Origin of the sequence: Nesterenkonia aethiopica, from assembly GCF_039534665.1 — a bacterium.
Taxonomy (GTDB): domain Bacteria; phylum Actinomycetota; class Actinomycetes; order Actinomycetales; family Micrococcaceae; genus Nesterenkonia; species Nesterenkonia aethiopica.
The window spans coordinates 1-23,796 of sequence record NZ_BAAAVT010000022.1 but is presented as its reverse complement, the minus strand read 5'-3'; the positions used below and the strand labels follow the sequence as shown (position 1 = coordinate 23,796).

Here is a 23,796-nt window from a genome sequence, read left to right as displayed (position 1 = left end):
CTCAGCCGCTCACCACCTGGACGGTCCCCCGGATCAGCGCCCCGAGCGCCCCGAGCCCGGCAAGCACCATCGCCACGGCACGAGCCTGAGCCGGGGGGACGATTCTTGCCAGCCGCCCGCCCAGCAGGATCCCCAGCAGCACGGTGATCACGATGCCGGGGAACAGCAGTCCCAGGTGCAGGTGGCCCTGCCCGACCTCCTCCACGGAGCCGAAGAGCAGCTTGGTGACCACCGAGGCGATGCCCATGGTCATGAACAGCGGCTGCATAGTCGCGGCGAAGCCCTGCTGGTCCCAGCGGGAGAGCCGCGAGTAGATGACCATCACGGGCGCGGCCACTCCGGAGGTGGTGTTGAAGAACCCACCGAGGATCCCTCCGACGACGCCGGTGGTGCGCCCCTCCCAGCGCGGCAGCTGCGGCAGCGTGACGGTGGACAGCAGCGCACAGAGCACGATGGCGCCCAGGATGATGGACAGCCATCCGGCAGACAGCTGTCCCACCAGCCAGGCGCCGGGGATCGCCCCGATCACGGTGACCGGGCCGAGCACCCGGTAGCGAGCCCAGTCGATGCGCGGCCACACGGCGAGCATGATGAGGAACCCGGAGACGATGGTGGTCATGTTGGTGATCAGCACGCCCAGGCCGGGTCCGAGCAGGATGGAGAGCACCGGGGCGACCACGAGCCCCACGCCGGAGCCGGAGACACGCTGCAGGACGGTGCCGACGAGCACTGCGGCGGCGATGACGAGCAGCGGGGTCAGGACCGTCAGGGACACGCAGGCCACTGTACTCCCGTCCGGCGCTCCCGCCTGGTCAACGGGGCTCAGTGCGGTTCAGCGGCGCTCAGGGTTGGGCTGCTCCCCCGCGGCCAGGTGGAACCGGAGGTTCATGACGAAGGCGAGGCTCGCCACCGCCACCACGAGGGCCACCACGGCGACGGTCGCCGTCTCGAGCGAGACCACAGAGGTGAGCCCACCGATCATCAGCACCGGCACGGCCAGGGAGGCCTGCGCCGCGATGAAGAAGGAGGCCACGCCCTGCGCATGCGAGGAGTGCGGTAGGCGCTGCACCAGCTGTCGGAGGCCGCCCATCAGGGTCATCCCGGCGCCCACTCCCCCGACGACGGCTCCGAGCCCGAAGACCCAGGTGCTGGGTTGCAGGAATCCGCCGAGCACCAGTGCCATGGCGACGACCAGCAGGGGCAGGCCGATCAGCACGTTCCAGCGGGGCGGGCGAGAGCGCAGGGTGAGCTGGGCGACCACGCCCACCTGGAAGAGAACGAAGGTGGCGGCTCCCGCGATCAGCAGATCGTCAATGTCGAGCGTGTCACGGATGAACCGCGGCGTGAGGCTGGAGAAGAATCCGAGCAGCGTGAAGGTCGGCACGGCGGCGATCGCGGAGCGCACATAGACCCTGCGGGCCTCGGCCGGGACCCCCACATGCGGGGTCCAGTCGATGGGGCCCCGACGACGCCGGGTGCTCGTCTCGGGGATGAAGAAGGTCAGCGCGGTGGTGAGCACCACCAGACTGATGAACAGCACGAAGACCGTCGTGGTCGGGTGCGGCAGATGCTGGGCGGTGGCACCGGCCAGCAACGGGCCCATGCCGAGTCCGCCCATGTTCGCCGCGGTGGAGATCATCGCAGGGAAGGCCTGGTTGTCGCCCCGGTACACCTCGGCGAGCGCCGCCGTCGCCGCCGAGGTGATCAGCCCGACGCTGATGCCGCTGAGGAATCGGGCGATGAGCAGCATGGCCACGTTGCCGGCGAGGATGAATAACAGGGTGGAGACGAACGCCGCGCCGAGTGCGACCAGCGCCAGGGGGCGTCGGCCCACCTGATCAGAGAGGCCGCCGAAGACCACCAGGGCCATCAGGGTGCCGAACACGTAGACGGCGAAGACCCAGGTGGTAGTGGCCGCACCGAAGTCCAGCTGCTCGCCCCAGAGCGTGTATAGCGGGATGGGGATGGTGCCGCCGGTGGTCATCAGCGCGAAGGTCAGCGCGATGACCACGAAGGAGATCCGCGGCCCAAGGGTGGGCAGTGCAGGCATCGGACTCATCGGTCCTTTCTGTGACGTGCCAGCGGGGAAGTGCTGGCGTGCAGCAGCCAGCGCATGGCCAGCCCTGCTCCCACGCCCCCTCCGACGGTGCCCAGTGCAATAAGCAGGGGGGGGCGCGAAAGACCCAGGAGCGCGTCCAGGGATAGGGAGCCCGGCCCGGCGAGCGCCAGAGCGGCTGCACCCACGATGAGCACGAGCGGGTACTCGTAGCCGCCGTGGTGTGACCAAAGGCCGTGGCGGTGTTTGACCGTCACGGCGAGGGTCATGACTCCGGCGACGATCATCGCCGCCGCCGGAGTCATGAGACCGAGGGCGAGGAGCAGACCGGCCGCCAGCTGGGAGGCACCGGCCGCTACCGCCGTCGCGCGTCCTCCGATAAAGCCGTCTGCCGCGAACTCGCGGGATCCGCCGTCCAGTCCCTCGCCGCCGAAGAGGCGGCTGACCTTCTGCGCGCCGTGTCCGGCGATCAGAAGCCCCAGGACCAGCCGGAGGATCAGCAATCCGATGTCCTCACCCATAGGTCCGCCGCCTCAGCCGGCTTCTCCGCCGATAAAGTCACCGGCGAAGTACATGCCCAGGCCGTAGGCACCCCCATGGGCCTTGACGATCTCGGAGACCGGACCGTAGGTCTCGGTCCGAGCCCAGTCACGCTGCAGCTCCAGCAATACCTGGATCCAGGTGACCGGAACCGCGCCGGCCTGCACCATCCGGGTGATGGCGTGCTCGTGGGCGGCCTCGGTGACACCGCCTGAGGCGTCGGTGACTACGTAGACCTCATACCCCTGGGCAAGCGCGGAGAGCGCCGGGAGGACCAGGCACACCTCGGTCCACAGTCCGGAGAGAACGATCTTGGTCCGGCCGGTCGCCTTGATCGCGTCCACGACGCGCTGGTCCTCCCAGGTGTTCATCGTGGTGCGGTCGATGATCTCCTGGTCCGGGTAGAGCTCCGCCAGCGAGGGCAACAGGTTCCCCGCGAAGGACTGGGCGGCGACCGTGGTGAGCACAGTGGGGACGTCGAAGGTCTTGGCAGCCTTCCCCAGAGCGACGGTCGAGTTGATGATGGAGGTCCGGTCGTCGCTGCCGACGCCGAAGAACATCTGGGGCTGGTGATCCACGAAGAGGAACACGCTGTTGTCCGGAGTGATCAGGTCCGCGCTGGGTGCGGCCGTCACCTTGTCGAAGTCCACGGTGGCCATGGTTCTGCCTTTCCTGTCGGTTGTCCGGCTCCGCCTGACGGCGGGCCGCTCTCCCACTCGTCGAGCGGAGAAATCTTCAGTGGGTGTGGGTCTCGAAGGCATCGGAGGCAATGCGCCCGACGGTCTCACCACGAGCCGCACGCCAGGTGGCCTGCTCCTCTGAGTCACGGGCCGCCTCGGCCAGCAGCTCGGCCTGGCGGGCGCCCGCCGTGGAGGGCCGGGGGGTGGCGTGGTAGCCGCCGAAGCGGGCCACCGGGCTCCACTCGGGGGAGATCGGCGGCAGCTCCTCGTCCTGGCCCTCGTACTCTCCAGTGGAATAGACGATCCGCCCGCCGACGACGGTCACGAGGGACTCGATGTGCGGGATGTCCGCCTCGTCCACGGTGAGGAAGTCCTCGGAGAGGATCGCCAGGTCTCCCAGGTAGCCCTCCCGGAGGATACCCTTGCGGTCCTCCTCGCCGGTCAGCTTCGCGCCGGCGATGGTGTAGAGCTCCAGGGCCTTCTCCCGGTCCACCCGGTTCTGCGGCGGGTAAATCACCAGGCCGCCGAGCGTCTGCCCCGAGACCAGCCAATGGAGTGAGACCCACGGATTGTAGGAGGAGACGCGGGTGGCGTCGGTGCCCGCCCCGACGGTGATGCCTCGGTCCAGCATCCTGCGGATCGGCGGCGCCTCAGCGGCGGCCCCGGCTCCATAGCGGTTCACGAAGGCCTCCCCCTGGAAGGACATCCGGTTCTGCACGGAGATGGATCCATCCAGAGCCGCGACCCGGTCGAGGCTGGCCTCGGAGATGGTCTCCGCATGGTCGAACAACCACCGGTTGCCACCGGGGAAGAGGCCTTCAGCCGCGAGCTTCTCGAAGACGGCCAGATCGCGCTGGATCGTCTCGTCATAGGTGGCGTGGAGGCGGAAGCCCCAGCCGTTCTCCGCGAGCAGGCGGACAGCCTTCTCGAACTCCACCTCGTAGTCGGCGGCGAGCTCGGGGCGCGGCTCCGAGAAGTTCTCGAAGTCCGCGGCGGCCCAGGTGATGTTCTCACCGGCGCCGTTGAGCCTCAGGTAGTCGTCGCCCTCACCCGGGGTGACCATCTCGATCCACCGCTTAAGGTCGTCGATCTCCTGGCCGGCGACCTGGGGGAACAGATGGTAGGCGATGCGCACGGACAGCCGTCCCTCCTGGGCGAGCTCACGGACGGTCGCATAGTTCTCCGGGAAGTTCTGGAACCCGCCGGCGGCGTCGATCGCCGAGGTGAGGCCGAACCGGTTGAGCTCGCGCAGGTAGTGCTGGGTCGAGTCCTTCCGGTCCTCCTCCGGCAGCATCGGCGCCTGGGCCAGCGTGGAGTAGAGGATCAGGGCGCTGGGCGCGGCCAGCAGCATGCCTGTCGGCTCACCCCCGCGCCCGACGACCACCTGTCCGCCGGGGAAACGGGTCTCGGCGGTGTAGCCGGCCGCCTGGACCGCCGCGCGGTTCATCAGGGCGGACTGGTAGAGGTTCAGCACGAAGACCGGGGTGTCCGGCGCCGCCTCGTTCAGCTCCGCCAGAGTGGGGAGCCGCTTCTCGGCGAACTGTTCCTTGGTGAATCCGCCGACCACCCGCACCCACTGGCCCTGCGGCGTCCGGGCCGCCTGCTCGCGGAGCATCTGGAGTGCCTGGCGGAGGGTCGGAACACCGTCCCAGCGCAGCTCCAGCACGTAGTTGAGGCCGCCCCGGATGACGTGGAGATGGGAGTCGTTGAGGCCCGGGATGACACGCCTGTTCTGCGCGTCGACGACCTTCGTCGCCTCGCCGACGGTCGGGATGATCTCGGCGTCGTCCCCGACGGCGGTGATCCGACCGTCCTTGATGGCCACGGCGCTGGCGCTCGGCCGAACAGGGTCTCCCGTGAAGACCTTGGCATTGCGGACGACGAGGTCGGCGGCGTCTGCGCCGGCCTGCGCTCCGATTCCGCGGACGGGCATCGTGGGCATGGCACCCACCTCCTTGTGATCTGATCTGCGTCCTCGTTGATCTTACACATTTGAACTACTTGCGAGCAAGCAGTATTCCGGGAAAGTTGAGATTCATGACGCAGATAGGCCGAGATGACTGCTTGCTGGACAGCATCTTGCGGAGGAGTAGAATGGTCGGGTCCACCATCCTGCGACCCCAACTCACGCCATGCATGACCACGCCGACGACATGTGGGCGGACTGGACCACCATCCGCTCCTCCGTCGAGAAGCTCCAGGCGGATCTGTACGCCAGCGTGGCGGCCACCTGTGACGCCACCCACGCCGAGCTCGACGTGCTGCTGCTACTCCACGGGACTCCCGAGGCGCGCATGCGCTTCGCCGCACTGGCCGAAGCGGTCAGCTTCACCACCGGCGGGTTCACCAAGGTCGCCGACCGTCTCACCGACCGGGGCCTCGCCGAGAGGGTGCGCTGCGCCGCCGACCGCCGCACCGTCTACCTTGAGCTCACAGCGGCGGGCCGCACGATGGCCACTGCGGTCCGCGACGAGATGAGCGCCTACCTGGGGCGGCACTTCGTGCAGGTCGTGGGCGAGCCTCTGGCCCATGACATCGCCTGCGCGATGGGCCAGGTGCTCCGGGGCAGGACCGCCGGCGCCGACCCCCAGGAACCCTGACCTTGAGGAGCAGCCTCAGATGACCCCGCACTCCTCCGCCCACCCCACGGCGGACTCCCCCGACGCACCGAAGCCCGGACCGTGGGCCCCATTGGCGCGGCGGGCGTTCCTGATGCTCTTCATCGCCCAGTTCATCTCCAACGTCGGCACCTGGATGCACACGGTTGGCGCACAGTGGTACCTCGTGGAGGAGACCGGAAGCTCCGCATTGGTGGCCTGGGTGAGCACAGCGACGACGTTGCCCGTCATCTTCCTGTCGATCTTCGCCGGGGTGGCCGCCGACATCCTGAACCGACGGCAGCTGCTGCTATGGACCAGCGTCGCCGCCATGGTCCTGGCTGCCGTGCTCACCGGCCTCACCTTCGCGGATCTGCTCACCCCGCTCTGGCTGCTCGGCCTCACCCTGCTGCTGGGCTGCACCGCCGCCGTCATCGGACCGGCCTGGCAGGCGATCCAGCCGGAGCTGGTCTCACGTGAGGAGCTGCCTGCAGCCGCCTCACTGGCGACGGTCACCGTCAACGGGGCGCGCGCCATCGGGCCGGCGCTGGCCGGCATCATCGTGGCCGCCCAGGGGCCGGCCCTGGTCTTCGCCCTCAACACGGTCTCGTTCGCGGTGGTCGCCCTGGCCCTGCTGGCCTGGCGACGTGCCCCGGTGGCCACGGCGCACACCGAACGTGCCGCCGAGGCGATGATCGCCGGCCTCCGCTACATCTGGGCGGCACCGAGCATCCGCCGGGTCCTGTTCCGGAGCCTGCTGTTCACCTTCCCGGCGAGCGCCCTGTGGGCGCTGCTGCCGGTGGCCGCGAGCACTCTGCTGGACGCCGGGGCCGACGGCTACAGCGCGCTGCTCGCCCTGATGGGCGCGGGCGCCGTGGCCGGAGTCCTGATCAATCCTTGGCTCCGCGAGCACTTCTCCAGCTCGGCGCTGACCTGGATCTCCTGCGGCCTCTTCGGGGCCGGCACCGCCGCGACGGTGCTGCTCCCCTTCGTCGGCGCGGCCGCGGGCGCGTTCCTGGCCGGCGTCGGCTGGGTCATCGCTCTGACGCTGGTCACCGCGGGGATGCAGCTGCTCCTTCCGGCATGGGTGCGGGCCCGCGGCATGTCGGTCTACCTGCTCGTGTTCATGGGCGCCCAGGCCGTCGGTTCCTTCTTCTGGGGCGTGGTGTCCGAGGCGGTGGGTGTCCGGATGACCCTGCTGGTGACCGCGGGCCTGCTGGTGGTCGTGGCGGTCACGACGCTGCGCTGGCCGCTGCCGGCCACCATCGGCGCCCTGGATCGGACGTCGGTGCCGCTGTCCTCGGACCAGGCGCTGTGGATGCCGGCCGACGAGGAGGCGGACCGTCCCGTGGAGATCCAGATCGAGTACACGGTCGCCCTCGTGGACGCCGACGCCTTCGAGGACGCCGCCGCCCCGCTGCGTCTAGCCCGGATGCGGACCGGCGCCCGGCAGTGGAGGCTCGTGGAGTGGGAGCGGTCCCCCAAGCATGTGGTGTACCGGGAGAGGTTCCTCACCAGCAGCGGCCGGGACCACGCCCGCCAGCACAGCGACCGGTGGACCGGGAGCGACGCCGAACTGGTCGAGCGTCTCCGCAGCCTCTCTACCCGCCCCGTCCAGGTCAGCCACCACATCGTGAGGATGTGACAGGCCTGCTCCGGACGCACGGAGGCCCCGCACCGAACCGGTGCGGGGCCTCCGTGCGGAAGGGTCGCTGCGTCAGCAGATCACTCGCCCTGCAGGCGGACGAAGGCCGCCTCGAAGTCGATGGCGACCTTGTCGCCGACGAGCACGCCGCCAGCCTCGAGGGTCGCGTTCCAGGTCAGGCCGAAGTCCTTGCGGGAGATCACGGCGCTGGCGGAGAAGCCGGCCCGGGTGGCGCCGAAGGGGTCGACCGCCTGACCCCCGAACTCGACGTCGAACGTCACCGGGCGGGTCTCGCCGCGGATGGTGAGGTCGCCGGTGAGCTCGAACTCCTCGCCGGCCGGGCGGAAGTCGCGGGCCACGAAGGTCAGCTCGGGGTGGTTCTCGGCGTCCAGGAAGTCCTCGCCGCGCACGTGGGCGTCGCGGTCGGCGTTCTTGGAGTCGAAGGAGGCGACCTTGACGGCGGCCTCCACCGCGGAGGTGCCGTCCTCGGCCACGGTGAGGGTCGCGTCGGCGTCGGAGAAGACGGCGCGGACCTTGGAGATGCCGGCGTGGCGGACGGTCATGCCGATCTCGGAGTGGGCGGCGTCGAGGGTCCAGGTTCCGGGGGTGGGTGCTGCCATGGGTGTGCTCCTCTGGTCGATGGGGTCAGGCGGTGGCACGTGGCCTGACGGTCTCACGTGTCGTCTCGGTCTCTTGATGCGCCGGTGGTCCCGGCTCATGAGGGTGCAACACAGCCGACCACGCATCTATTTCAAAACTGAAGCACTTAAGGGAGACTTTTCTCCGCGCCCGCGCTCAGGCTGAGGTGCGCCGCACCAGCTCCGTGTCGATCAGCACCGACTGGGCCTCGCCGCCCTCCATCAGGCGCAGCAGCATGTCCACCGCCGTCGTCGCCAGCGCGGCCACCGGATTGAGCACCGTCGTCAAAGGGGGTCGGCACAGGGCCGCCGCCGAGGAGTCGTCGAAGCCCACGACGGCGACGTCCTCCGGCACGCGCCGACCCGCCGCCTGGAGGGCATGGACCGCCGAGACGGCCATCAGGTCAGAGGCGGCGAAGACCCCGTCGAGCTCCGGGCTGAGAGCCAGCAGACGCTGCATCGCCTCCCCGCCGGAGGCCGCGGTGAAGTCACCGACCTCCGTCAGATCCTCGTGCGGGTCCGTCGAGATCCCAGCCTCGGCCAGTCCCTCGCGCCAGCCTGCGAGGCGATCCGCTCCGGGGGTCATGTCCTGCGGACCGGCGATGGTGGCGAGCCTCCGGCGCCCTTGCGCGATCAGGTGCTCGGCGGCCAGCCTCCCGCCGGCATGGTTGTCCACATCCACGAAGGGCAGGCGGGGCTCCCCCGCAGGGCGCCCCACATAGACGGCGGGCAGCTGCGTCTCCCGCAGCACCTCGCCGATCCGGTCGTCCCGGTGGTGGGAGACCACGATGGCGCCGTCGGTGTATCCGCCGCGCAGGTACTTCTCGATCTTCTCCCCGCCCTGGCCCCGCCGCCCCATGGCCAGCAGCACCTGGGCCGGAGAGTCGGCCAGCGCCTGGGTGATGCCTCCCAGCATCGCCGCGAAGAAGGGGTCGCCGAACACCCGATCCTCCGCCTCGGGGACCACCACGGCGATCGAATCGGCCTCTCGGGTCACCAGCGAGCGGGCCGCTCGGTTCGGCCGGTATCCGAGCTCCGCGACGGCGGCGGCCACGGCCTCGCGGGCACGGGGTCGCACGCGAGGGTCCTCGTTGACCACCCGGGAGGCGGTGGCCCGGGAGACTCCCGCGCGGGCCGCCACGTCTTCCAGAGTGGGGGCTCGTCGACTGCGCGTCTCTCTGCTCACATGCCCACGGTAGCCCCTCGAGGCGCGTTTGAAGCGTCCCAGGCCAGGTGAGACAGTAGACTCTTCGAGAGACTGCCCTTCATCCGGGGCGGCCATGACGACGGAGAAGGAGGTGCCGATGGGTCTGCTGGACAATCTCGAGCGCGGCATCGAGAAAGCCGTCCGCGGCGCCTTCTCTGGACGCGGAGGGAGCCTCGGCCCAGTGGAGATCGCCACCGCCGTACGCCGGCACATGGACCGCGAGTCCTTCACCATGTCCCAGGGGCGCAGCTTCGTCCCCAACGTGTACCGGATCCGGCTCTCGGAGGAGGACTTCGCGGCCGCCCGGAAGTACGGCGTCGCCCTCGCGGAGGAGCTGTGCGAAGAGATCATCCGACACGCCGACTCCCAGGGGTACACGCTGCTGGGTCCGGTGAAGGCGACCTTCGTGAAGAACACCGACCTCAAGCGCGGCCAGCTGGGCATCGAGTCACAGACGGAGAAGGACGCCGGACAGGCGCCCTCCAGCCAGGCCCCGGCCGGCCAGGCCGCGCCTGCGGCTCCCAGCGCTCCCAGCGCCCCCCAGGCTCCCGCCGCACCGGAGGCCAGGGACATCGCCCCCACGGTCGCGCAGCCCGCCGTCCCCGCCCAGACCCCGCCCGCCCAGGCCCCGGTCGCGATGCTGGACCACGAGGGTCGCCAGCATGACCTGCGGGCGGACAGCACGGTGATCGGCCGCTCCACCTCCGCAGACATCACGATCCCGGACACCGGGGTCTCCCGGCGCCACCTGGAGGTCTACCGAGACGGCAGCCGCTGGATCGCCCGGGACCTCGGCTCCACCAACGGCTCCTACGTGGACGGCGAGCAGCTGTCCGGCTCCCACGACCAGGTCGAGCTCTTCGACGGGGCGCTGATCTCCCTGGGCAACGCTCGGCTGCGCTTCCGTCTCACGACCAGGGAGGTGTGATGAGCGAGCTCGCCGTCACGGTCCTCCAGTTCGGCCTGCTCCTGCTGCTGTGGATCCTGATCCTGTCGATCATCGGCGCCCAGGGACGTGACCTCATGGTCTCCAAGAAGTCCCGGACCCGGGCCCACGCGTCGGCGGCACGCCGCAACGACGGCGGCTCCGCCCCAGGGGCCCAGTCCGGATCCCAGGCCCCACACACCGGCCAGACGCCACGCCCCCGACCCCGGAAGCTGGTGGTCACCGAGGGCCCGCTCGCCGGCACCGAGCTGGATCTGGGCTCGGCGCCCATCATGCTCGGCCGCGCCCAGGAGTGCACCCTGGTGCTCGAGGACGACTACGCCTCCGGCAAGCACGCCCGGCTGTTCCCCCAGGGCTCCCGCTGGTTCCTGGAGGACCTGGGCTCCACCAACGGCACGTGGCTGGGCGAGGAGCAGCTCACCCGGGCCTCGACGGTGGAGCCCGGCGAACGCATCCGCATCGGCAAGACCGTCCTGGAGCTGAGGACCTAGCCCGTGGCCCTGGTCTTCCGCTTCGCAGCCCGCTCCGACACCGGAGTCGTCCGCTCCAAGAACGACGACTCCGGCTACGCCGGACGCTACTTCGCCGTCGTCGCCGACGGCATGGGAGGTCATGCCGGCGGGGACGTCGCCAGCGCCTCCACCGTGCTGGACCTCGCCCACCTGGACACCCGGGGCTTCGCCGAGCCGGACACGGTGCTGCCGGACGAGATCCAGACCGCCAACGCGTTCCTGAACAAGCTCGTCCAGGCCAATCCGAAGCTGGCCGGGATGGGCACCACCATCACCTCGCTGCTGATCACCGGCGACCGCCTGCAGTTCGCCCACATCGGCGATTCCCGGGCCTACCGGCTCAAGAAGAGTCGGTTCCGGCAGGTCAGCAAGGATCACACGTTCGTGCAGCGGCTCGTGGATGAGGGCCGCCTGGACCCGGACGAGGCCGAGTTCCATCCGCACAAGAATGTCCTGATGCGGGTGCTCGGGGATGTCGACGCTTCCCCCGAGCTGGACATCACCTCCTTCCCCCTGGAGGCCGGGGAGCGCTGGCTGCTGTGCTCCGACGGTCTCAACGCCGTGGTCTCGGACCGGCTGATCGAGCAGAAGCTGCGGTCCCCGCAGTCGCTCGAGTCGATCGTGGAGGAACTGGTCGACCTCACGATCGAAGGCGGCGCTCCGGACAATGTGACCGTCATCTGCCTGGAGGTCATCGAAGCCGGCGAGGCCGATCTGACCCCTGACCGACGCCTGCCGCTGACCCAGGCGGCCGTCGAGGCCGCCGCCGAGGGGTACAGGACCCCCGAGCGGCCCGCCGCAGACAGTGACGCCGGCGACGCCGAGGAGACCATGGAGCTGGTCCCCGTGGTCAACGTGGACGCGCTCTCCGAGCACCCGCCGGAGGAGGACGACGAGCTCTCTCCGCTGACCGCCTCGATGCTGGGCCAAGAGCTGGAGACCCGACCTCACCTGCTGGTCGGCGCCGCGGACAAGGCCACCGAGACGGGCATGATCCCGGTGGTGGCGCGCAATGTGGACGAGCATCCGATGGCGGTGCTGCTCACCGGCCAACCGCTGGTGCCGGTGCGGCACACCTACTCTGAGATGCTCGGGGACCACAGCGGCGAGAGTGCGGCGCGCGGCACGTCGCAGGGCACCGACGGCGAGGAGAGGGCCGACGGCTCCGGCACGTCCAGCGCGCCGGTCGGCGCCGACGACGCCGGCGTCACCGTCGATGCCGACGCCGCCTCCGAGGAGTCCGTGAGCGCCGGTGAGGCCGGAGTCGAGGGCTCCGCGGAGGACGAGGAGCCCGACCTCTCGGATCCGGCGCTGACGGAGGCGGACCTGACCGGGGCGGACATCGACGTCGCTGACGTCGCCATCGCCACCCGGGCGTCCCGGCGTCGTCGGTGGTTCCTTCCCACCTTCGTCACCCTGCTGGCGCTGCTGCTGGGCGTGGTGACCTTCCTGGGGTACATCTGGACCCAGACGCAGTACTACGTGGGGCAGGACGACGGCGAGGTCGCGATCTACAACGGCGTCTCGCAGTCCCTGGGCCCCATTCGGCTCTCCGAGGTGGACGAGCACGCCGGCTTCGACGTCGAGGAGCTCTCCCCCTACCACCGGGAGCGCGTCCTGCGGGGCATCCCGGCCGATGACCGCACTCATGCGGAGACGATCGTGGACCAGCTGCGGGCCACCACCGGCGCGGACGCCGACGACGACGCCGACGAGCCCACAGACGAGCCCACAGACGAGCCCACAGGTGATGAGGACGGAGGTGAGGAGCAGTGACCCAGCTGGAGACCGCGCCGAAGCCGCGCCGCAATGTGGAGCTGGTCCTGCTGCTGCTCGCGCTCATCATCGGCATCGGGGCGAAGTTCCTGGTCGCCGTCGCCATGGACGAGCCCTACGACAGCACCTACTACACCGAGGCCGCGCTGTTCGCCGGCATCACCTTCGCCTTCCACATCGTGCTGCGCCTGCGGGCGAAGTACGCGGACCCGTTCATCCTGCCGATCGTGGTGGCGCTCAACGGGCTCGGCATGGCGATGATCCACCGGTTGGACCTGGTCACCGGAGGGCCACCGGCGGAGGACCGGCAACTGATGTGGACCCTGGTGTCCATGGTCGCGGCGATGGCGCTGCTGTGGTTCCTGCAGGACCACCGTCGCCTGCGTCAGCTGACCTACATCTCCCTGGTGGTCAGCATCGTGCTGCTGTTCCTGCCGCTGATCCCCGGCTTCGGCATGACCATCAACGGCGCCCGGATCTGGGTGAACCTCGGCTTCGCCTCGTTCCAGCCGGCGGAGATCGCCAAGATCACGCTGGCGATCTTCTTCGCCGGGTTCCTGGCGAACAACCGGGACCTGATCCTGCTGGCCGGTCGGCGCATCGGCCCCCTGCAGCTTCCCCGTGCCCGGGACCTGGGCCCGATGTTCATCGCCTGGATCGTGGCGATCGGCGTGCTGGTGGTCCAGAACGACCTGGGCACCTCGATCATGTTCTTCGGCCTGTTCATGGGCATGATCTATGTGGCCACCTCGCGGCTGTCCTGGATCCTGATCGGTGGGGGCCTGGTCGCCGTCGGCGGCGTGCTGGCCTACCTGTTCGTCCCCCATGTGACCCGGCGGGTGGAGATCTGGCTCAACGCCTTCGACCCGGAGATCTACTCGCGGGCGATCGGAGGGTCGGACCAGATCGTCCAGGGCATGTTCGGGCTGAGCAACGGCGGGCTGACCGGCACCGGATTCGGGTCGGGTCTGCCGCAGCGGGTGCCGCTGTCCAACTCGGACATGATCATCGCCTCCTTCGGCGAGGAGCTGGGCTTCATCGGCCTCTCCGCGATGCTCATGCTCTATCTGCTGCTGTTCAGCCGGTTCATGCGTGCCGGACTGGGCACCCGGGACGCGTTTGGCAAGCTGCTCTCGGTGGGCTTCGCCGTGGTGCTGGTGCTGCAGATCTTCGTGGTGGTGGGCGGCATCACCCGGGTCATCCCGATGACCGGTCTGACCACTCCCTTCCTCGCCGCCGGCGGCTCCTCCCTGCTGGCGAACTGGATCATCCTGGCACTGGTGCTGCTGATCTCCCACGCCGCCCGTCGCCCCATCGTCGTCGGCCCCATGGTCAACGCCAGCGGCACTGAGGCCGCCGGCACCGAGAACCCCACCCATGAGGAGGGACCGGAGGACGCCGAGCCGAAACGTCCGGTGGCCAAGCCGCTGTCCGCCGCGGAGCGCACGCAGCGTCACGCACCGGCCCACGGGGCACCGCCCTCAGCGGCGGAGACCTCCCCGGACAGCTCAGGGGGTGCCCGATGAACAATGCGATCCGACACGCCTGGGTCGTCAGCGTGGGGCTGTTCCTGGTCCTCTTCGCCGCGCTCAGCGTCATCCAGGTGGCCCTGACCGAGGAGCTCAACTCCCACCCGGACAACGTCCGGCAGCTCTACCAGGATCGGGGCGCACCCCGAGGCGCGATCACCGTGGACGGCAGCGCCATCGCCGAGTCGGTGCCCTCCGAGGGGACGAACTTCGAGTACCAGCGGGTCTACCGCGACGCCGAGCTGTACTCCGGCATCACCGGCTTCTACTCCATCGCCGCCCAGTCCACGGGGCTGGAGAACTCGATGAACGAGTACCTCACCGGCCAGGCGGACAGCCAGTTCTTCGATCGGCTGACCTCCTTGTTCACCGGGGAGACGCTGGAGGGCGCCCAGGTGGAGCTCACCTTGGACCCCGAGCTGCAGCGGCTGGCCTATGACACCATCCCGGACGGCACCCGAGGCACCATCATCGTCACCGATGTGCAGACCGGAGACATCAAGGTCATGGTGTCCAAACCCAGCTATGACACCAATGACCTGGCCGTGCACTCGACCAGCGAGTTCCAGGAGAACATGGAGCAGCTGAACGAGGTCGAAGGGCTCAGCGCCTATCGGAACCAGGCGGTGTTCAACACGATCGCCCCGGGCTCGACCTTCAAGCTGATCGACCTGGCGGCGATGCTGGACTCCGGCGACTACGACGCCGACACGGTGCTGGACAACCCCTCGGAGATCGACCTGCCGCAGTCCGACCGCACGCTGCGGAACTTCTTCGGCGGCATCTGTGAGCAGCAGTCGGAGGCGGACCTGCGCTTCATCACCGCGCAGTCCTGCAACACGCCGTTCGCCGAGGCCGCCATGGAGCTGGGCGAGGACCCCATCCGCGAGGCCGCCGAGGCCTTCGGTTGGAACCAGGACTTCGACTTCCCCCTGGAGGTCTCGCCGTCGCAGTTCCCGGAGGTGGACTCCGATGCGATGCTGGCCTACGCCTCCATCGGTCAAGGCAGCGTCACCTCGACGCCGATGCAGATGAACATGGTGGCCATGGCGATCGCCAACGGCGGCACCATGATGACTCCGAACCTCATCGAGTCGGTGCGGGGAGCGGATCTGCAGATCATCGAGCAGCCTGAGCCCCAGGTCCTCCACGAGCCGATCTCGGAGGACGTGGCTGAGGAGCTCACCGAGCTGATGCTCGGACCGGTCGAGTCCGGCACCGCCTGGCGGGCGGAGTCGGACCGCTTCGACATCGCCGCGAAGACCGGCACCGCGCAGATCGACGGCACCGACCAGGTGAACTCCTGGATCACCGGCTTCGCCCCTGCCGAGGACCCGCAGTACGCGGTCACGGTGACCTATGAACGGATCGACTACGACACCGGCTCCTCCCTGACGGGGCCGAACCTGCGCACGATGCTCGAGGCGGTGATCGACTGATGAGACCAGCTGTGGGCATCCTGATGGGCGACCGCTACAAGCTGACCGAGCGGATCGCCATCGGCGGCATGGGTGAGGTGTGGAAGGCCTCCGACGAGGTCCTCGGCCGCACCGTGGCGATCAAGATCCTCAAGGAGGAGTACACTGGGGACGAGGCGTTCCTGCGGCGGTTCCGCGCCGAGGCGCGGCACACGGCCCTGCTGAACCACCCCGGGATCGCCGACATCTACGACTACGGCGAGCAGGCCGGCTCCGGGTACCTGGTCATGGAGCTGGTGCCCGGCCGTCCGTTGTCGGTGCTGCTGGAGAAGGACCGGACCCTGTCCTGGGAGAAGACGCTGTCGATCATCGCCCAGACGGCCCGCGCCCTGCAGGTGGCCCATGACCAGGGACTGGTGCACCGGGACGTGAAGCCGGGGAACCTGCTGATCACGCCCACCCGCCGGGTGAAGATCACGGACTTCGGGATCGCCCGCCTGGCGGACCAGGTCCCGCTGACCGCCACCGGTCAGGTGATGGGCACCGTCCAGTACCTCTCCCCGGAGCAGGCCACCGGCCAGCACGCCACCGGGTCCTCGGACATCTACGCACTGGGCATCATCGGCTATGAGGCTCTGGTGGGGCACCGCCCCTTCACCGGGGAGTCGCAGATCGCGATCGCCCTGAAGCAGGTCAATGATGCGCCGCCTCCGCTGCCGGACTCAGTCCCGGAGCCGGTGCGCGCGCTGATCATGTCCATGCTGGCCAAGGACGCCGGAGACCGGCCGATGAACGCCACCAAGCTGGCCGAGGCCTCCGACGCTCTGCTCCGCCATGATCTGGACGCCGCGCTGGAGGCCGTGCCGGCCATGCGGAACCACATGACGCTGCCCTCGGAGCAGGACGACTCCACCCAGGTGATGCCCGCCGCGACCAAGCCGACCGCCGTCGTGCCTCGGGCCGACGCCGCCGGTGACGGCACGCAGAAGGTGACGCCGACCCCCGCGCTGTCGGCGCGGACCCCGGAGCAGCCCCATGACGACGTCTGGGACGAGGGTCCGGGCGGCTCGGCGGGCGGTGCCGGCTCAGCCGACAAGGCCGGCCGCAAGGAGCAGCGCCGGCAGTCCTCCTCCGGCGGTTCCCTGACCCGCTGGCGCTGGCCGCTGGTGGTGCTGATCGCCCTGGTGCTGCTGGCGCTGTTCGGCTCCTGGGTGCTGCCGAGGCTGACCAGTGCGGAGCCGGAGCCCCAGCCGACCGTGACCGAGACGTTCACCGCCGAGGCGGAGACGGTCCAGGTGGATGAGGGTGACTTCATCGGACTCACCGTGGAGGCGGCGAGCGCAGCGCTGCAGGATCTCGCCCTCGAGGTGGAGACCCAGGAGGTCGAGTCCGCCCAGCCGGCCGGCGTGGTGGTGGCTATCGGTCCCACCGGCCAGGTCCCGGTGGGCGCCACGGTGACGCTGTCCTATTCCACCGGCAGCGAGACCGCTCCTCCCCCGGAGGACCAGCCGTCACCCGCTCCGGACACGGACGGCCCGGGCGGCGGCACGGGAGGAGACACGGACGGAGGCCCGGACGAGGGCACCGGCGGCACGGGCGAAGGCGGTGGTGACACCGGCGGCGACTCGCAGGAGACCGACGGCACCGGGACCGCGGAGGAGGACTCGCCCAGCCCGGAGAGCACCCCGAGCCCTACGCCCGAGTCCCCCAGCCCCGCCGAGGAGGACGGGGACGAGGACGTCGACGACTCGCCCGCGCCCGCCGAGGAGGGCGACCAGACCGACGACGGCGGCACGGGGGCCGCTCCCCGCCCTGAGACGGACCAGGAGGGCGGTCAGGACGCCGGGGAGGACACCGAGGACGCGGACGAGGTCGACGACGCCTCGAGCGGGGGCTCCGATGACACGACACGAACTGGACAGGCATGATGACTGAGAACGGACACCGCGTGCTCAACGGCCGCTACCGCATCGAGGCCCTGATCGGGCGCGGCGGCATGGCCGACGTGTACCTCGGTCATGATCTCTCGCTGAACCGCCAGGTGGCGGTGAAGATGCTGCGTCCGGACCTGGCACGCGACCCGCAGTTCCAGGGGCGGTTCCGGCGTGAGGCCCAGTCCTCGGCCTCGCTGAACCACCACAACATCGTCGGCGTCTATGACACCGGCCGGGCCGACGTCGAAGACTCCCACCATGCGGAGGTCAAGACCCCCTACATCGTGATGGAGTACGTGGACGGGGTGACCCTGCGGCACATCATGCACGGCACCCCTTCCCATGAGGGCAGCGGCGACGTCGACGACGAGGCCGCCACCCAGCTGCAGTCTCCGGCCGCGGACCGCACGGTGGCCGACGGGACCCGCCCGGAGGAGCATTCGGACCCAGATGTCCTGGCCCTGGGTGACACGGGCCGCACCGAGGCGCAGGAGCATGGCCCGGCGGCCGACGTCGGGGAGCCGCTGCGTCGGAAGATCGATGAGGCGCTGGGCAGACCCGTGCCGGAGCCTGAGGCCGCCGAGTATCTGGACGGCATCCTGGGGGCTTTGAGCTACAGCCATGAGAAGGGCATCGTCCACCGGGACATCAAGCCTTCCAATGTGATGGTGGCGCAGAACGGCGCCGTGAAGGTCATGGACTTCGGGATCGCGCGCGCCCTGGCAGATTCGGCGTCGACGATGACGCAGACCTCCGCCGTGGTGGGCACGGCCCAGTACCTGTCCCCGGAGCAGGCCCGCGGCGAGGTCGTGGATCACCGCAGCGACCTGTATTCGGCCGGCTGTGTGCTCTTCGAGCTGCTGACCAACCGGCCCCCGTTCCAGGGCGAGTCGCCGGTGTCGGTGGCGTACCAGCATGTGCGGGAGGATCCGCCGCTGGTGTCTGACCTGAACCCTCAGGTCTCCCCGGCGATGGAGTCCGTGGTGGCCAAGGCCCTGGTGAAGGACCCTGCCGAGCGGTTCCAGAACGCCGATGAGTTCTCCGCCGCGGTCAAGGACGCCCTGCACGGGGTGCCGGTGGAGGACGCCACGGAGGCGATCCCGGCTGTCAGCGACGGCCGTGGCTTCGACGAGGTCGTCGGCGCGGGCGCGGCAGGGCTGGGCACACCGCTGTCCGCCCGGACCCCGGAGGACCCGGACCTGTACGCGGAGTACGAGGAGGACGTGGAGGAGCCGCGCCGCCGGCGGCGGTTCGCCTGGCTGTGGGTGGTGCTGCTCATCGCCCTGGTGGCCGGCGGCACGTGGGCGCTGGTGCGCATGCTCGACACTCAGGAGCTGATGGTCCCTGAGGTGGAAGGCATGAGCCGCGCGGAGGCCCTGGAGGAGCTGGCGAACGCGAACCTCGAACCCGCAGAGATCGAATCCGTGCCGGATCAGGACGTCGAGGTCGACCACGCGATCGGCACGGAGCCGGAAGCCGGGGAGCGCGTGGAACCGGGGGACGAGCTGGTGCTGTACCTCTCCTCCGGGCCGGACGGAGTCGTGATCCCGGACGGCATGCAGGGCGAGACCGAAGAGACGGTCCGGGCCGAGCTGGAGGCCCTGGGTCTGGAGGTCGGTAACGTCTCCGAGGAGGACCATCCGACGGTGGGCGCCGGCGAGCTGGTCTCCACGGACCCGGAGGCCGGCACCACCGTGGAGGCCGGCTCCACCGTGGACCTCACCGTGGCCAGCGGACTGTACCCGGTGCCCGACGTGGCGCTGCTCTCCACCGCGGAGGCGCGGTCCGAACTGGAGCAGGCAGGGTTCACCGTCACGGACTCCACAGTGGACTGGGAGACCTCCGAGTACGACCCCGGCACTGTCGGCGGCACCTTCTTCGACGGCAGTCTGATGGCTCCCGGCACCCCCATCCCGCAGGGTGCGACCGTCTCACTGTCGGTGGCCGTCGCGCCTGAGCCGGTGGAGACTCCGGAACCGGAGGAGCCGCGGGACCCGGAGGACGAGGATGAGGACGGCGAGGACTCTGAGGAGGACTCCGACGACGAGGACGAGCCGGAGGACGAGGAGTCGCCGACCGACGAGCCGACGGAGGATGAGGACGAGGGCGACGGTGACGACTCCGACGACGACTCCGACGACGACTCCGACGACGACTCCGACGACGACTCCGACGACGACTCCGACGACGACTCCGACAATGGCAACAACGGCAACGGGAACAATGGAAATGGGAACGGCAACAACGGCGGAGGCGACTCCGACGACGAGTGAGCCGATGCGGCGGACCAGTCGGCACCAGGCGCTGCCGTTCGCTCGCAGTTGTTGAGGCCCGCCGCGAGCTTCTCAGGCCTCACAGCGGGCGGCCAGGGCACACTATGACTCGTCGAGCTCAGTCGTCCCAGTTGGCCTCCTGGGCCTCATACATCGACTCATCATCAGAATGCCGGGTCGAGAACAACGCTGTGATCCCAGCACCTGGCTTGAGCTGCCGGATCATGAAAAGCCGCCCAGACTCCTCCTGCCCACCAGACACCCGCAACGGAGGATTCTGGTCCTCGTCATAGGGGACTGATGCAGGAACGGGTGACAGGTTGGGTTTCCTGTTCAGGCCGCTAGAGTCAGCGCCTGCGTGAGCAGTTTCTCCTCGTAGGCGATCGGGGTCAACTTCCCCAACGCCTTCTGCTTCCTCCTTCGGTGATAGGTCCTCTCAATCCACCGGACGATCCGCATCCGCAGCTCCTCACGGGTCCGCCAGGGCTGGGCGTCGAGGACGTTGTTCTGCAGCAGGCTGTAGAACGACTCCATGGCCGCGTTATCCCCTGCGGCACCGACTCTGCCCATGGATCCGACCAGGCTGTGGTGCTCCAGGGCCCGGAGGAACTTCTTTGAGCGGAATTGGCTGACGCGGTCGCTGTGGACGATGCATCCGGCGTGAGCAGGCGTCCTTGACCGCATAAAGGTAGAGCTTGCCCTCACCGGTTTGGTGCTCGGTGATGTCAGTCAGCCAGACCTCGTTCAGCGCCTTCACAGTGGTGAACTGCCGGCGCACCAGATCATCGTGGACCGGTGGACCCGGGCGGGTGCCCTTACCCTTCTTCCGGCGGCTGATCACCGAGAACACCCCCCCGGGAGGCACAGAGCCGCCAGGCAGTGCGGTGGGCCATGGGGTAGCCGGCTTCTTCTGCTTCGTCGGCAAGGTACCGGTACCCAAACTCAGGATCATCCCGGTGAGCATCGATCAGCACATTGAGCCGATGAGCTTCATCCCACTCAGCATCGGTGATAGGGCCGGCCAGGCTGCTGGACATGGTGCCGCGCCGGTCCTAGGCCGTGTTCACCACCTGGCTGGACGCCCAGAACGAGGACTTCCGCAACGGCATCGAGGTCGTGGCCATGGACGGGTTCTCAGGGTTCAGGACCGCCACCGCCGAAATGCTCCCTGACGCCACCGCGGTGATGGATCCCTTCCACGTCGTTGCTCTGGCTGGAGACGCGTTGGACCAGTCGCGCCAGCGGGTCCAGCGTGAGACCACCGGCCACCGCGGCCGTTCAGGGGACCCCCTCCACGGAGCACGGCGGACCCTGCGCACCGGGGCTGACCTGCTCACCGAACCCCAAGACCGCAGGCTCCGGAAGGTCTTCGCCGCTGATGAGCATGTGGAGGTCGAGGCCACCTGGAGCGCGTATCAGAAGATCGTCGCCGCCTACCGGTGCGCCTCCAAGCCCGCTGGCAAGCAGATGCTCAACGAGGTGATCAACTCGCTGCGCCGCGGGGTCCCGGCCAGGCTGGTCGAGCTGAAGAAGCTGGGCCGGACGCTGAACCGCCGGGCGGTCGACATCCTGGCCTATTTCGACCGCCCGGGCACCTCCAACGGGCCCACTGAGGCGATCAACGGCCGTCTCGAGCACCTTCGCGGCACTGCTCTGGGGTTCCGGAACCTGGCCAACTACATCACCCGAGCGCTGCTGGACACCGGAGGATTCAGACCCCTGCTACACCCTCATCTGCGATGAGCCATCAATGTGGGGCCCACGGAGAAGGAACGCAGACACGAGGAGCTCGCCCAGAAGATCGCCCGACCCCTGGAGGGCAACCACAACACCGCGATCCTCTCGCTGAAGGGCGGCATCGGCAAGACCTCCACCACGGTGGGCGTGGGCATGACACTCGCCCAGCACCGCGGGGATCTGCCCTGCGCCATCGATGCCAACCTTCACTCCGGGGACCTCGCCGAACGAGCCTTGGGCGAACGGGCCTTCCAGGCGCACCGCCCTCCCACCATCACCGACCTGCTGCGGAACCTCGACGACGTCGACTCGCTGACCTCACTGCAGACCTACCTCCACCAGGCCAGCCGCCTCCATGTGCTCGCCGGTGAGCAGGAGCCGGAGGTCTCGGACAGCCTCACCGCTGACGAATGGCTGCGCATCCACCGGGAGTTCGCGAAGTACTACCCCGTGCTGCTCACGGACTGCGGCACCGGCGTCACCCAGACGCGACGAGGGGGATCCTGCAGACTGCGGACAACCTGGTCATCGCCGCGGGATTCGCCGTCTCCGGTGCCCAGCGGGCACTGCAGACGCTCACTTGGCTGGCCGATCACGGCTATGAGACCCTCGCCCAGGAGTCGGTGGTGGTGATCACCGACAAGGAGCGCGTCTCGGAACGGGTGGACAAGGCCGCCATCCGGGAGAGTCTGCGCGGCATGTGCCGGAAGCTGGTGGTGGTGCCGTTCGACCGCGCCGTCGTCGACGGGGACCGGATCGATCTCGACATGCTCCAGGAGGAGACTCGCCAGGCCTATATGGAGATCGCGGCGGCGGTCATCTCCACCTACCGGTGAGGCTCTCCGGCTCCGCCGTTCAGCGGATCGGGTTCAGCCGGGCGGCCTTCTCCGCAGCTCCCTGCTGACCCAGTGACTCCAACCAGTTCCCCAGCATCCGGTAGCCGCCTTCGGTGAGCACCGACTCCGGGTGGTACTGCATGCCCCACAGGGGCGCCGTCCGGTGGGCCAGGCCCATGATGACGCCGTCGTCGGTGGTGGCGGTGACCTCCAGGACCTCCGGCACGGAGTCCGGGGCGACCACCAGCGAGTGGTAGCGGGTCGCGACGAAGGTCTCCGGCAGCCCGGCGAAGGACTCATGCCCGGTGTGGGTGACCTCGCTGGTCTTGCCGTGCATGAGCTGCTCGGCATGGGTGACGGTGCCGCCGAAAGCCTCACCCAGGCCCTGGTGGCCCAGGCACACCCCCAGCAGCGGTGTGCTCGCCTCGGCGCACCAGCGGGTGAGGGCGATGGAGACGCCGGCCTCGTGCGGGGCGCCCGGCCCCGGCGAGATCAGCACGCCGTCGTGGTCCCCGGCGAGGGCGATCGCCTCAGCCTCGGTGAGGTCGTCGTTGCGGATCACGGTGGTCTGCGCCTCCAGCTCCCGCAGATAGCCGACCAGCGTGTAGACGAAGCTGTCGTAGTTGTCGACCACCAGGATCTTCGCGCGGAAGGCCGCCGCAGCGTCGGAGTTCTCAGTCATCGCGCACCATGCTAGCCGTCCTGGATGGTCGAGTCGTTGAGCGGGCTGTACTGATCCACCCAGGGGAACACCACTTCCATCAGCAGCAGCACGACGGCGGCCAACAGCACCAGCGTCTGGATGATCTTCAGCCACAGCGGGCCGGGAAGATGCCGGAAGATCCATGCGTACATCTCAGCGTGCCTCCTGTGAGCTCAGATCGCCGAAGGGACCATCGGCCTGCATCTGCCGTTCCACAGTGTCGGCCACCGCAGACGGCGGCCCGTCGGACAGGGGGGCGTAGTCCACCAGTTCGGCGTGGGTGATCATCCGCTCCAGGGTCGTGTACGGCGGGTGGCAGGTGGTCAGAGTGAGCGTCGAGCCCTCGGCCTCCGCCTCGAGGTCTCCGGGCACCGGGGCCAGCACCTCGGACTGGTTCGGCTGGACGATGTAGGTCTCGGTGACGGAGTAGATGTACCAGCCGTCCGGAGACTGGACGTAGATGAGGTCTCCGACGGCGAACTTGTCCTGGTTCCACAGGATGTTGCCGTAGGTCTGACGGTGGCCCGCCAGCGCGAAGTTTCCGGGCTCACCGGGCAGCTGCGTGGAGGAGTAATGTCCCAGGCCAGCCCGGTTCAGCGACTCCGGCCCCACCCCGGGCACCACCGGCGCGGCCCAGTCGGCGCCGAGCCGCGGCGCATAGACCATCGCCATGACGCCCCCCTGGTCAGCGAAGTTCGCTGTGTGGTCGGGGCCCGGGACGACCAGATCCTCCAGCTCGACCCCGCCGCGAGACTCTTCGCCGTCACCG

The 23,796-nt window shown here is 69.1% G+C and carries 21 protein-coding genes and 2 pseudogenes; 12 read left to right on the top strand and 11 right to left on the bottom strand.

Features of this window, described 5'->3' with window-relative positions:
* Position 1: 1 nt before the first annotated feature.
* The 5 genes from ABD658_RS13950 to ABD658_RS13930 all read right to left on the bottom strand — a co-directional run bounded on the left by ABD658_RS13950 (position 2) and on the right by ABD658_RS13930 (position 5,218).
* Entirely contained in the window at positions 2 to 775 is a 774-nt protein-coding gene (locus ABD658_RS13950) for a TSUP family transporter (protein WP_344685305.1), read from the bottom strand.
* A 57-nt stretch (positions 776 to 832) separates the two neighbouring features.
* Positions 833 to 2,050, bottom strand: a complete 1,218-nt coding sequence (locus ABD658_RS13945; protein ID WP_344685307.1) for an MFS transporter — start codon at positions 2,048 to 2,050, stop codon at positions 833 to 835.
* Between the two features lie 5 nt (positions 2,051 to 2,055).
* Positions 2,056 to 2,577: a DoxX family protein gene (locus tag ABD658_RS13940; protein ID WP_344685310.1), complete on the bottom strand. Its 522-nt coding sequence runs from the start codon at positions 2,575 to 2,577 to the stop codon at positions 2,056 to 2,058.
* Between the two features lie 12 nt (positions 2,578 to 2,589).
* Entirely contained in the window at positions 2,590 to 3,255 is a 666-nt protein-coding gene (locus ABD658_RS13935) for a hydrolase (protein WP_344685312.1), read from the bottom strand.
* Positions 3,256 to 3,331: 76 nt separating this feature from the next.
* Positions 3,332 to 5,218, bottom strand: coding sequence for an amidohydrolase (locus ABD658_RS13930; RefSeq protein ID WP_344685314.1), 1,887 nt, complete (start codon positions 5,216 to 5,218; stop codon positions 3,332 to 3,334).
* Between the two features lie 190 nt (positions 5,219 to 5,408).
* Here ABD658_RS13930 and ABD658_RS13925 point away from each other — a divergent pair, with 190 nt between their 5' ends.
* Together ABD658_RS13925 and ABD658_RS13920 are read left to right on the top strand one after the other, a co-directional pair.
* Positions 5,409 to 5,876, top strand: coding sequence for a MarR family winged helix-turn-helix transcriptional regulator (locus ABD658_RS13925; protein ID WP_344685316.1), 468 nt, complete (start codon positions 5,409 to 5,411; stop codon positions 5,874 to 5,876).
* Between the two features lie 19 nt (positions 5,877 to 5,895).
* Positions 5,896 to 7,518: an MFS transporter gene (locus ABD658_RS13920; RefSeq protein ID WP_344685318.1), complete on the top strand. Its 1,623-nt coding sequence runs from the start codon at positions 5,896 to 5,898 to the stop codon at positions 7,516 to 7,518.
* An 80-nt stretch (positions 7,519 to 7,598) separates the two neighbouring features.
* On the opposite strand, the gene ABD658_RS13915 is transcribed toward ABD658_RS13920, so the two are convergent.
* On the bottom strand, positions 7,599 to 8,138 hold the full coding sequence (locus ABD658_RS13915) for a YceI family protein (RefSeq protein ID WP_344685320.1): 540 nt from the start codon (positions 8,136 to 8,138) through the stop codon (positions 7,599 to 7,601).
* Positions 8,139 to 8,313: 175 nt separating this feature from the next.
* Positions 8,314 to 9,342 (bottom strand): LacI family DNA-binding transcriptional regulator, encoded by a 1,029-nt coding sequence (locus ABD658_RS13910; protein WP_344685322.1) that lies wholly within the window; start codon positions 9,340 to 9,342, stop codon positions 8,314 to 8,316.
* 94 nt (positions 9,343 to 9,436) lie between these two features.
* Here ABD658_RS13910 and ABD658_RS13905 point away from each other — a divergent pair, with 94 nt between their 5' ends.
* The 7 genes from ABD658_RS13905 to ABD658_RS13875 are packed head-to-tail and all read left to right on the top strand — an operon-like array spanning position 9,437 to position 19,751.
* Positions 9,437 to 10,291, top strand: a complete 855-nt coding sequence (locus ABD658_RS13905; protein WP_344685324.1) for an FHA domain-containing protein — start codon at positions 9,437 to 9,439, stop codon at positions 10,289 to 10,291.
* Positions 10,291 to 10,800, top strand: a complete 510-nt coding sequence (locus ABD658_RS13900) for an FHA domain-containing protein FhaB/FipA (RefSeq protein ID WP_311026251.1) — start codon at positions 10,291 to 10,293, stop codon at positions 10,798 to 10,800. Before ABD658_RS13905 ends, ABD658_RS13900 begins: the two co-directional genes overlap by 1 nt.
* A 3-nt stretch (positions 10,801 to 10,803) precedes the next feature.
* On the top strand, positions 10,804 to 12,597 hold the full coding sequence (locus ABD658_RS13895) for a PP2C family protein-serine/threonine phosphatase (RefSeq protein ID WP_344685328.1): 1,794 nt from the start codon (positions 10,804 to 10,806) through the stop codon (positions 12,595 to 12,597).
* The gene (locus tag ABD658_RS13890; protein ID WP_085437831.1) at positions 12,594 to 14,123 is read left to right on the top strand and encodes an FtsW/RodA/SpoVE family cell cycle protein; all 1,530 of its coding nucleotides are present in this window, start codon (positions 12,594 to 12,596) and stop codon (positions 14,121 to 14,123) included. The genes ABD658_RS13895 and ABD658_RS13890 overlap by 4 nt, the downstream gene beginning before the upstream one ends.
* Positions 14,120 to 15,565, top strand: coding sequence for a penicillin-binding transpeptidase domain-containing protein (locus ABD658_RS13885; protein WP_344685330.1), 1,446 nt, complete (start codon positions 14,120 to 14,122; stop codon positions 15,563 to 15,565). The genes ABD658_RS13890 and ABD658_RS13885 overlap by 4 nt, the downstream gene beginning before the upstream one ends.
* Complete coding sequence (locus tag ABD658_RS13880; protein WP_344685332.1) at positions 15,565 to 17,472, top strand: protein kinase domain-containing protein; 1,908 nt, start codon at positions 15,565 to 15,567, stop codon at positions 17,470 to 17,472. Before ABD658_RS13885 ends, ABD658_RS13880 begins: the two co-directional genes overlap by 1 nt.
* Positions 17,469 to 19,751 carry a protein kinase domain-containing protein gene (locus tag ABD658_RS13875; protein ID WP_425544565.1) on the top strand — a complete coding sequence of 761 codons (2,283 nt, stop codon included), beginning with the start codon at positions 17,469 to 17,471 and terminating at the stop codon, positions 19,749 to 19,751. The genes ABD658_RS13880 and ABD658_RS13875 overlap by 4 nt, the downstream gene beginning before the upstream one ends.
* A gap of 333 nt (positions 19,752 to 20,084) precedes the next feature.
* Here the strand turns inward: ABD658_RS13875 and ABD658_RS13870 are convergent.
* A pseudogene (locus tag ABD658_RS13870) lies at positions 20,085 to 20,773 on the bottom strand (integrase core domain-containing protein); the annotation flags it as partial.
* On the opposite strand from ABD658_RS13870, the pseudogene ABD658_RS13865 reads away from it, so the two are divergent.
* The 3 genes and pseudogenes from ABD658_RS13865 to ABD658_RS13855 form a co-directional block, all read left to right on the top strand.
* Positions 20,766 to 21,494: pseudogene (locus ABD658_RS13865) on the top strand (ISL3 family transposase); the annotation flags it as partial. The pseudogenes ABD658_RS13870 and ABD658_RS13865 sit on opposite strands and share 8 nt — an antisense overlap.
* Before the next feature lie 9 nt (positions 21,495 to 21,503).
* Positions 21,504 to 22,121, top strand: a complete 618-nt coding sequence (locus ABD658_RS13860; protein ID WP_344685334.1) for a CpaE/TadZ family protein — start codon at positions 21,504 to 21,506, stop codon at positions 22,119 to 22,121.
* Positions 22,115 to 22,324, top strand: a complete 210-nt coding sequence (locus tag ABD658_RS13855; RefSeq protein ID WP_344685336.1) for a hypothetical protein — start codon at positions 22,115 to 22,117, stop codon at positions 22,322 to 22,324. Before ABD658_RS13860 ends, ABD658_RS13855 begins: the two co-directional genes overlap by 7 nt.
* A 19-nt stretch (positions 22,325 to 22,343) precedes the next feature.
* Here the strand turns inward: ABD658_RS13855 and ABD658_RS13850 are convergent, their stop codons facing one another.
* The 3 genes from ABD658_RS13850 to ABD658_RS13840 form a co-directional block, all read right to left on the bottom strand.
* Entirely contained in the window at positions 22,344 to 23,006 is a 663-nt protein-coding gene (locus ABD658_RS13850) for an anthranilate synthase component II (RefSeq protein WP_311026244.1), read from the bottom strand.
* Between the two features lie 11 nt (positions 23,007 to 23,017).
* Positions 23,018 to 23,179, bottom strand: a complete 162-nt coding sequence (locus ABD658_RS13845) for a hypothetical protein (protein ID WP_170922706.1) — start codon at positions 23,177 to 23,179, stop codon at positions 23,018 to 23,020.
* A gap of 1 nt (position 23,180) precedes the next feature.
* The coding region (locus tag ABD658_RS13840; protein ID WP_344744826.1) for a class E sortase at positions 23,181 to 23,796 on the bottom strand (616 nt) is incomplete at its 5' end.

What these genes read in the sequence shown, in the direction of transcription:
- ABD658_RS13935 (WP_344685312.1), bottom strand. Translation starts at nt 3,255, where the DNA reads ATGGCCACCGTGGACTTCGACAAGGTGACGGCCGCACCCAGCGCGGAC.
- ABD658_RS13940 (WP_344685310.1), bottom strand. Translation starts at nt 2,577, where the DNA reads ATGGGTGAGGACATCGGATTGCTGATCCTCCGGCTGGTCCTGGGGCTT.
- ABD658_RS13920 (WP_344685318.1), top strand. Translation starts at nt 5,896, where the DNA reads ATGACCCCGCACTCCTCCGCCCACCCCACGGCGGACTCCCCCGACGCA.
- ABD658_RS13905 (WP_344685324.1), top strand. Translation starts at nt 9,437, where the DNA reads ATGACGACGGAGAAGGAGGTGCCGATGGGTCTGCTGGACAATCTCGAG.
- ABD658_RS13885 (WP_344685330.1), top strand. Translation starts at nt 14,120, where the DNA reads ATGAACAATGCGATCCGACACGCCTGGGTCGTCAGCGTGGGGCTGTTC.
- ABD658_RS13930 (WP_344685314.1), bottom strand. Translation starts at nt 5,218, where the DNA reads ATGCCCACGATGCCCGTCCGCGGAATCGGAGCGCAGGCCGGCGCAGAC.
- ABD658_RS13880 (WP_344685332.1), top strand. Translation starts at nt 15,565, where the DNA reads ATGAGACCAGCTGTGGGCATCCTGATGGGCGACCGCTACAAGCTGACC.
- ABD658_RS13850 (WP_311026244.1), bottom strand. Translation starts at nt 23,006, where the DNA reads ATGACTGAGAACTCCGACGCTGCGGCGGCCTTCCGCGCGAAGATCCTG.
- ABD658_RS13915 (WP_344685320.1), bottom strand. Translation starts at nt 8,138, where the DNA reads ATGGCAGCACCCACCCCCGGAACCTGGACCCTCGACGCCGCCCACTCC.
- ABD658_RS13945 (WP_344685307.1), bottom strand. Translation starts at nt 2,050, where the DNA reads ATGCCTGCACTGCCCACCCTTGGGCCGCGGATCTCCTTCGTGGTCATC.
- ABD658_RS13925 (WP_344685316.1), top strand. Translation starts at nt 5,409, where the DNA reads ATGCATGACCACGCCGACGACATGTGGGCGGACTGGACCACCATCCGC.
- ABD658_RS13875 (WP_425544565.1), top strand. Translation starts at nt 17,469, where the DNA reads ATGATGACTGAGAACGGACACCGCGTGCTCAACGGCCGCTACCGCATC.
- ABD658_RS13900 (WP_311026251.1), top strand. Translation starts at nt 10,291, where the DNA reads ATGAGCGAGCTCGCCGTCACGGTCCTCCAGTTCGGCCTGCTCCTGCTG.
- ABD658_RS13845 (WP_170922706.1), bottom strand. Translation starts at nt 23,179, where the DNA reads ATGTACGCATGGATCTTCCGGCATCTTCCCGGCCCGCTGTGGCTGAAG.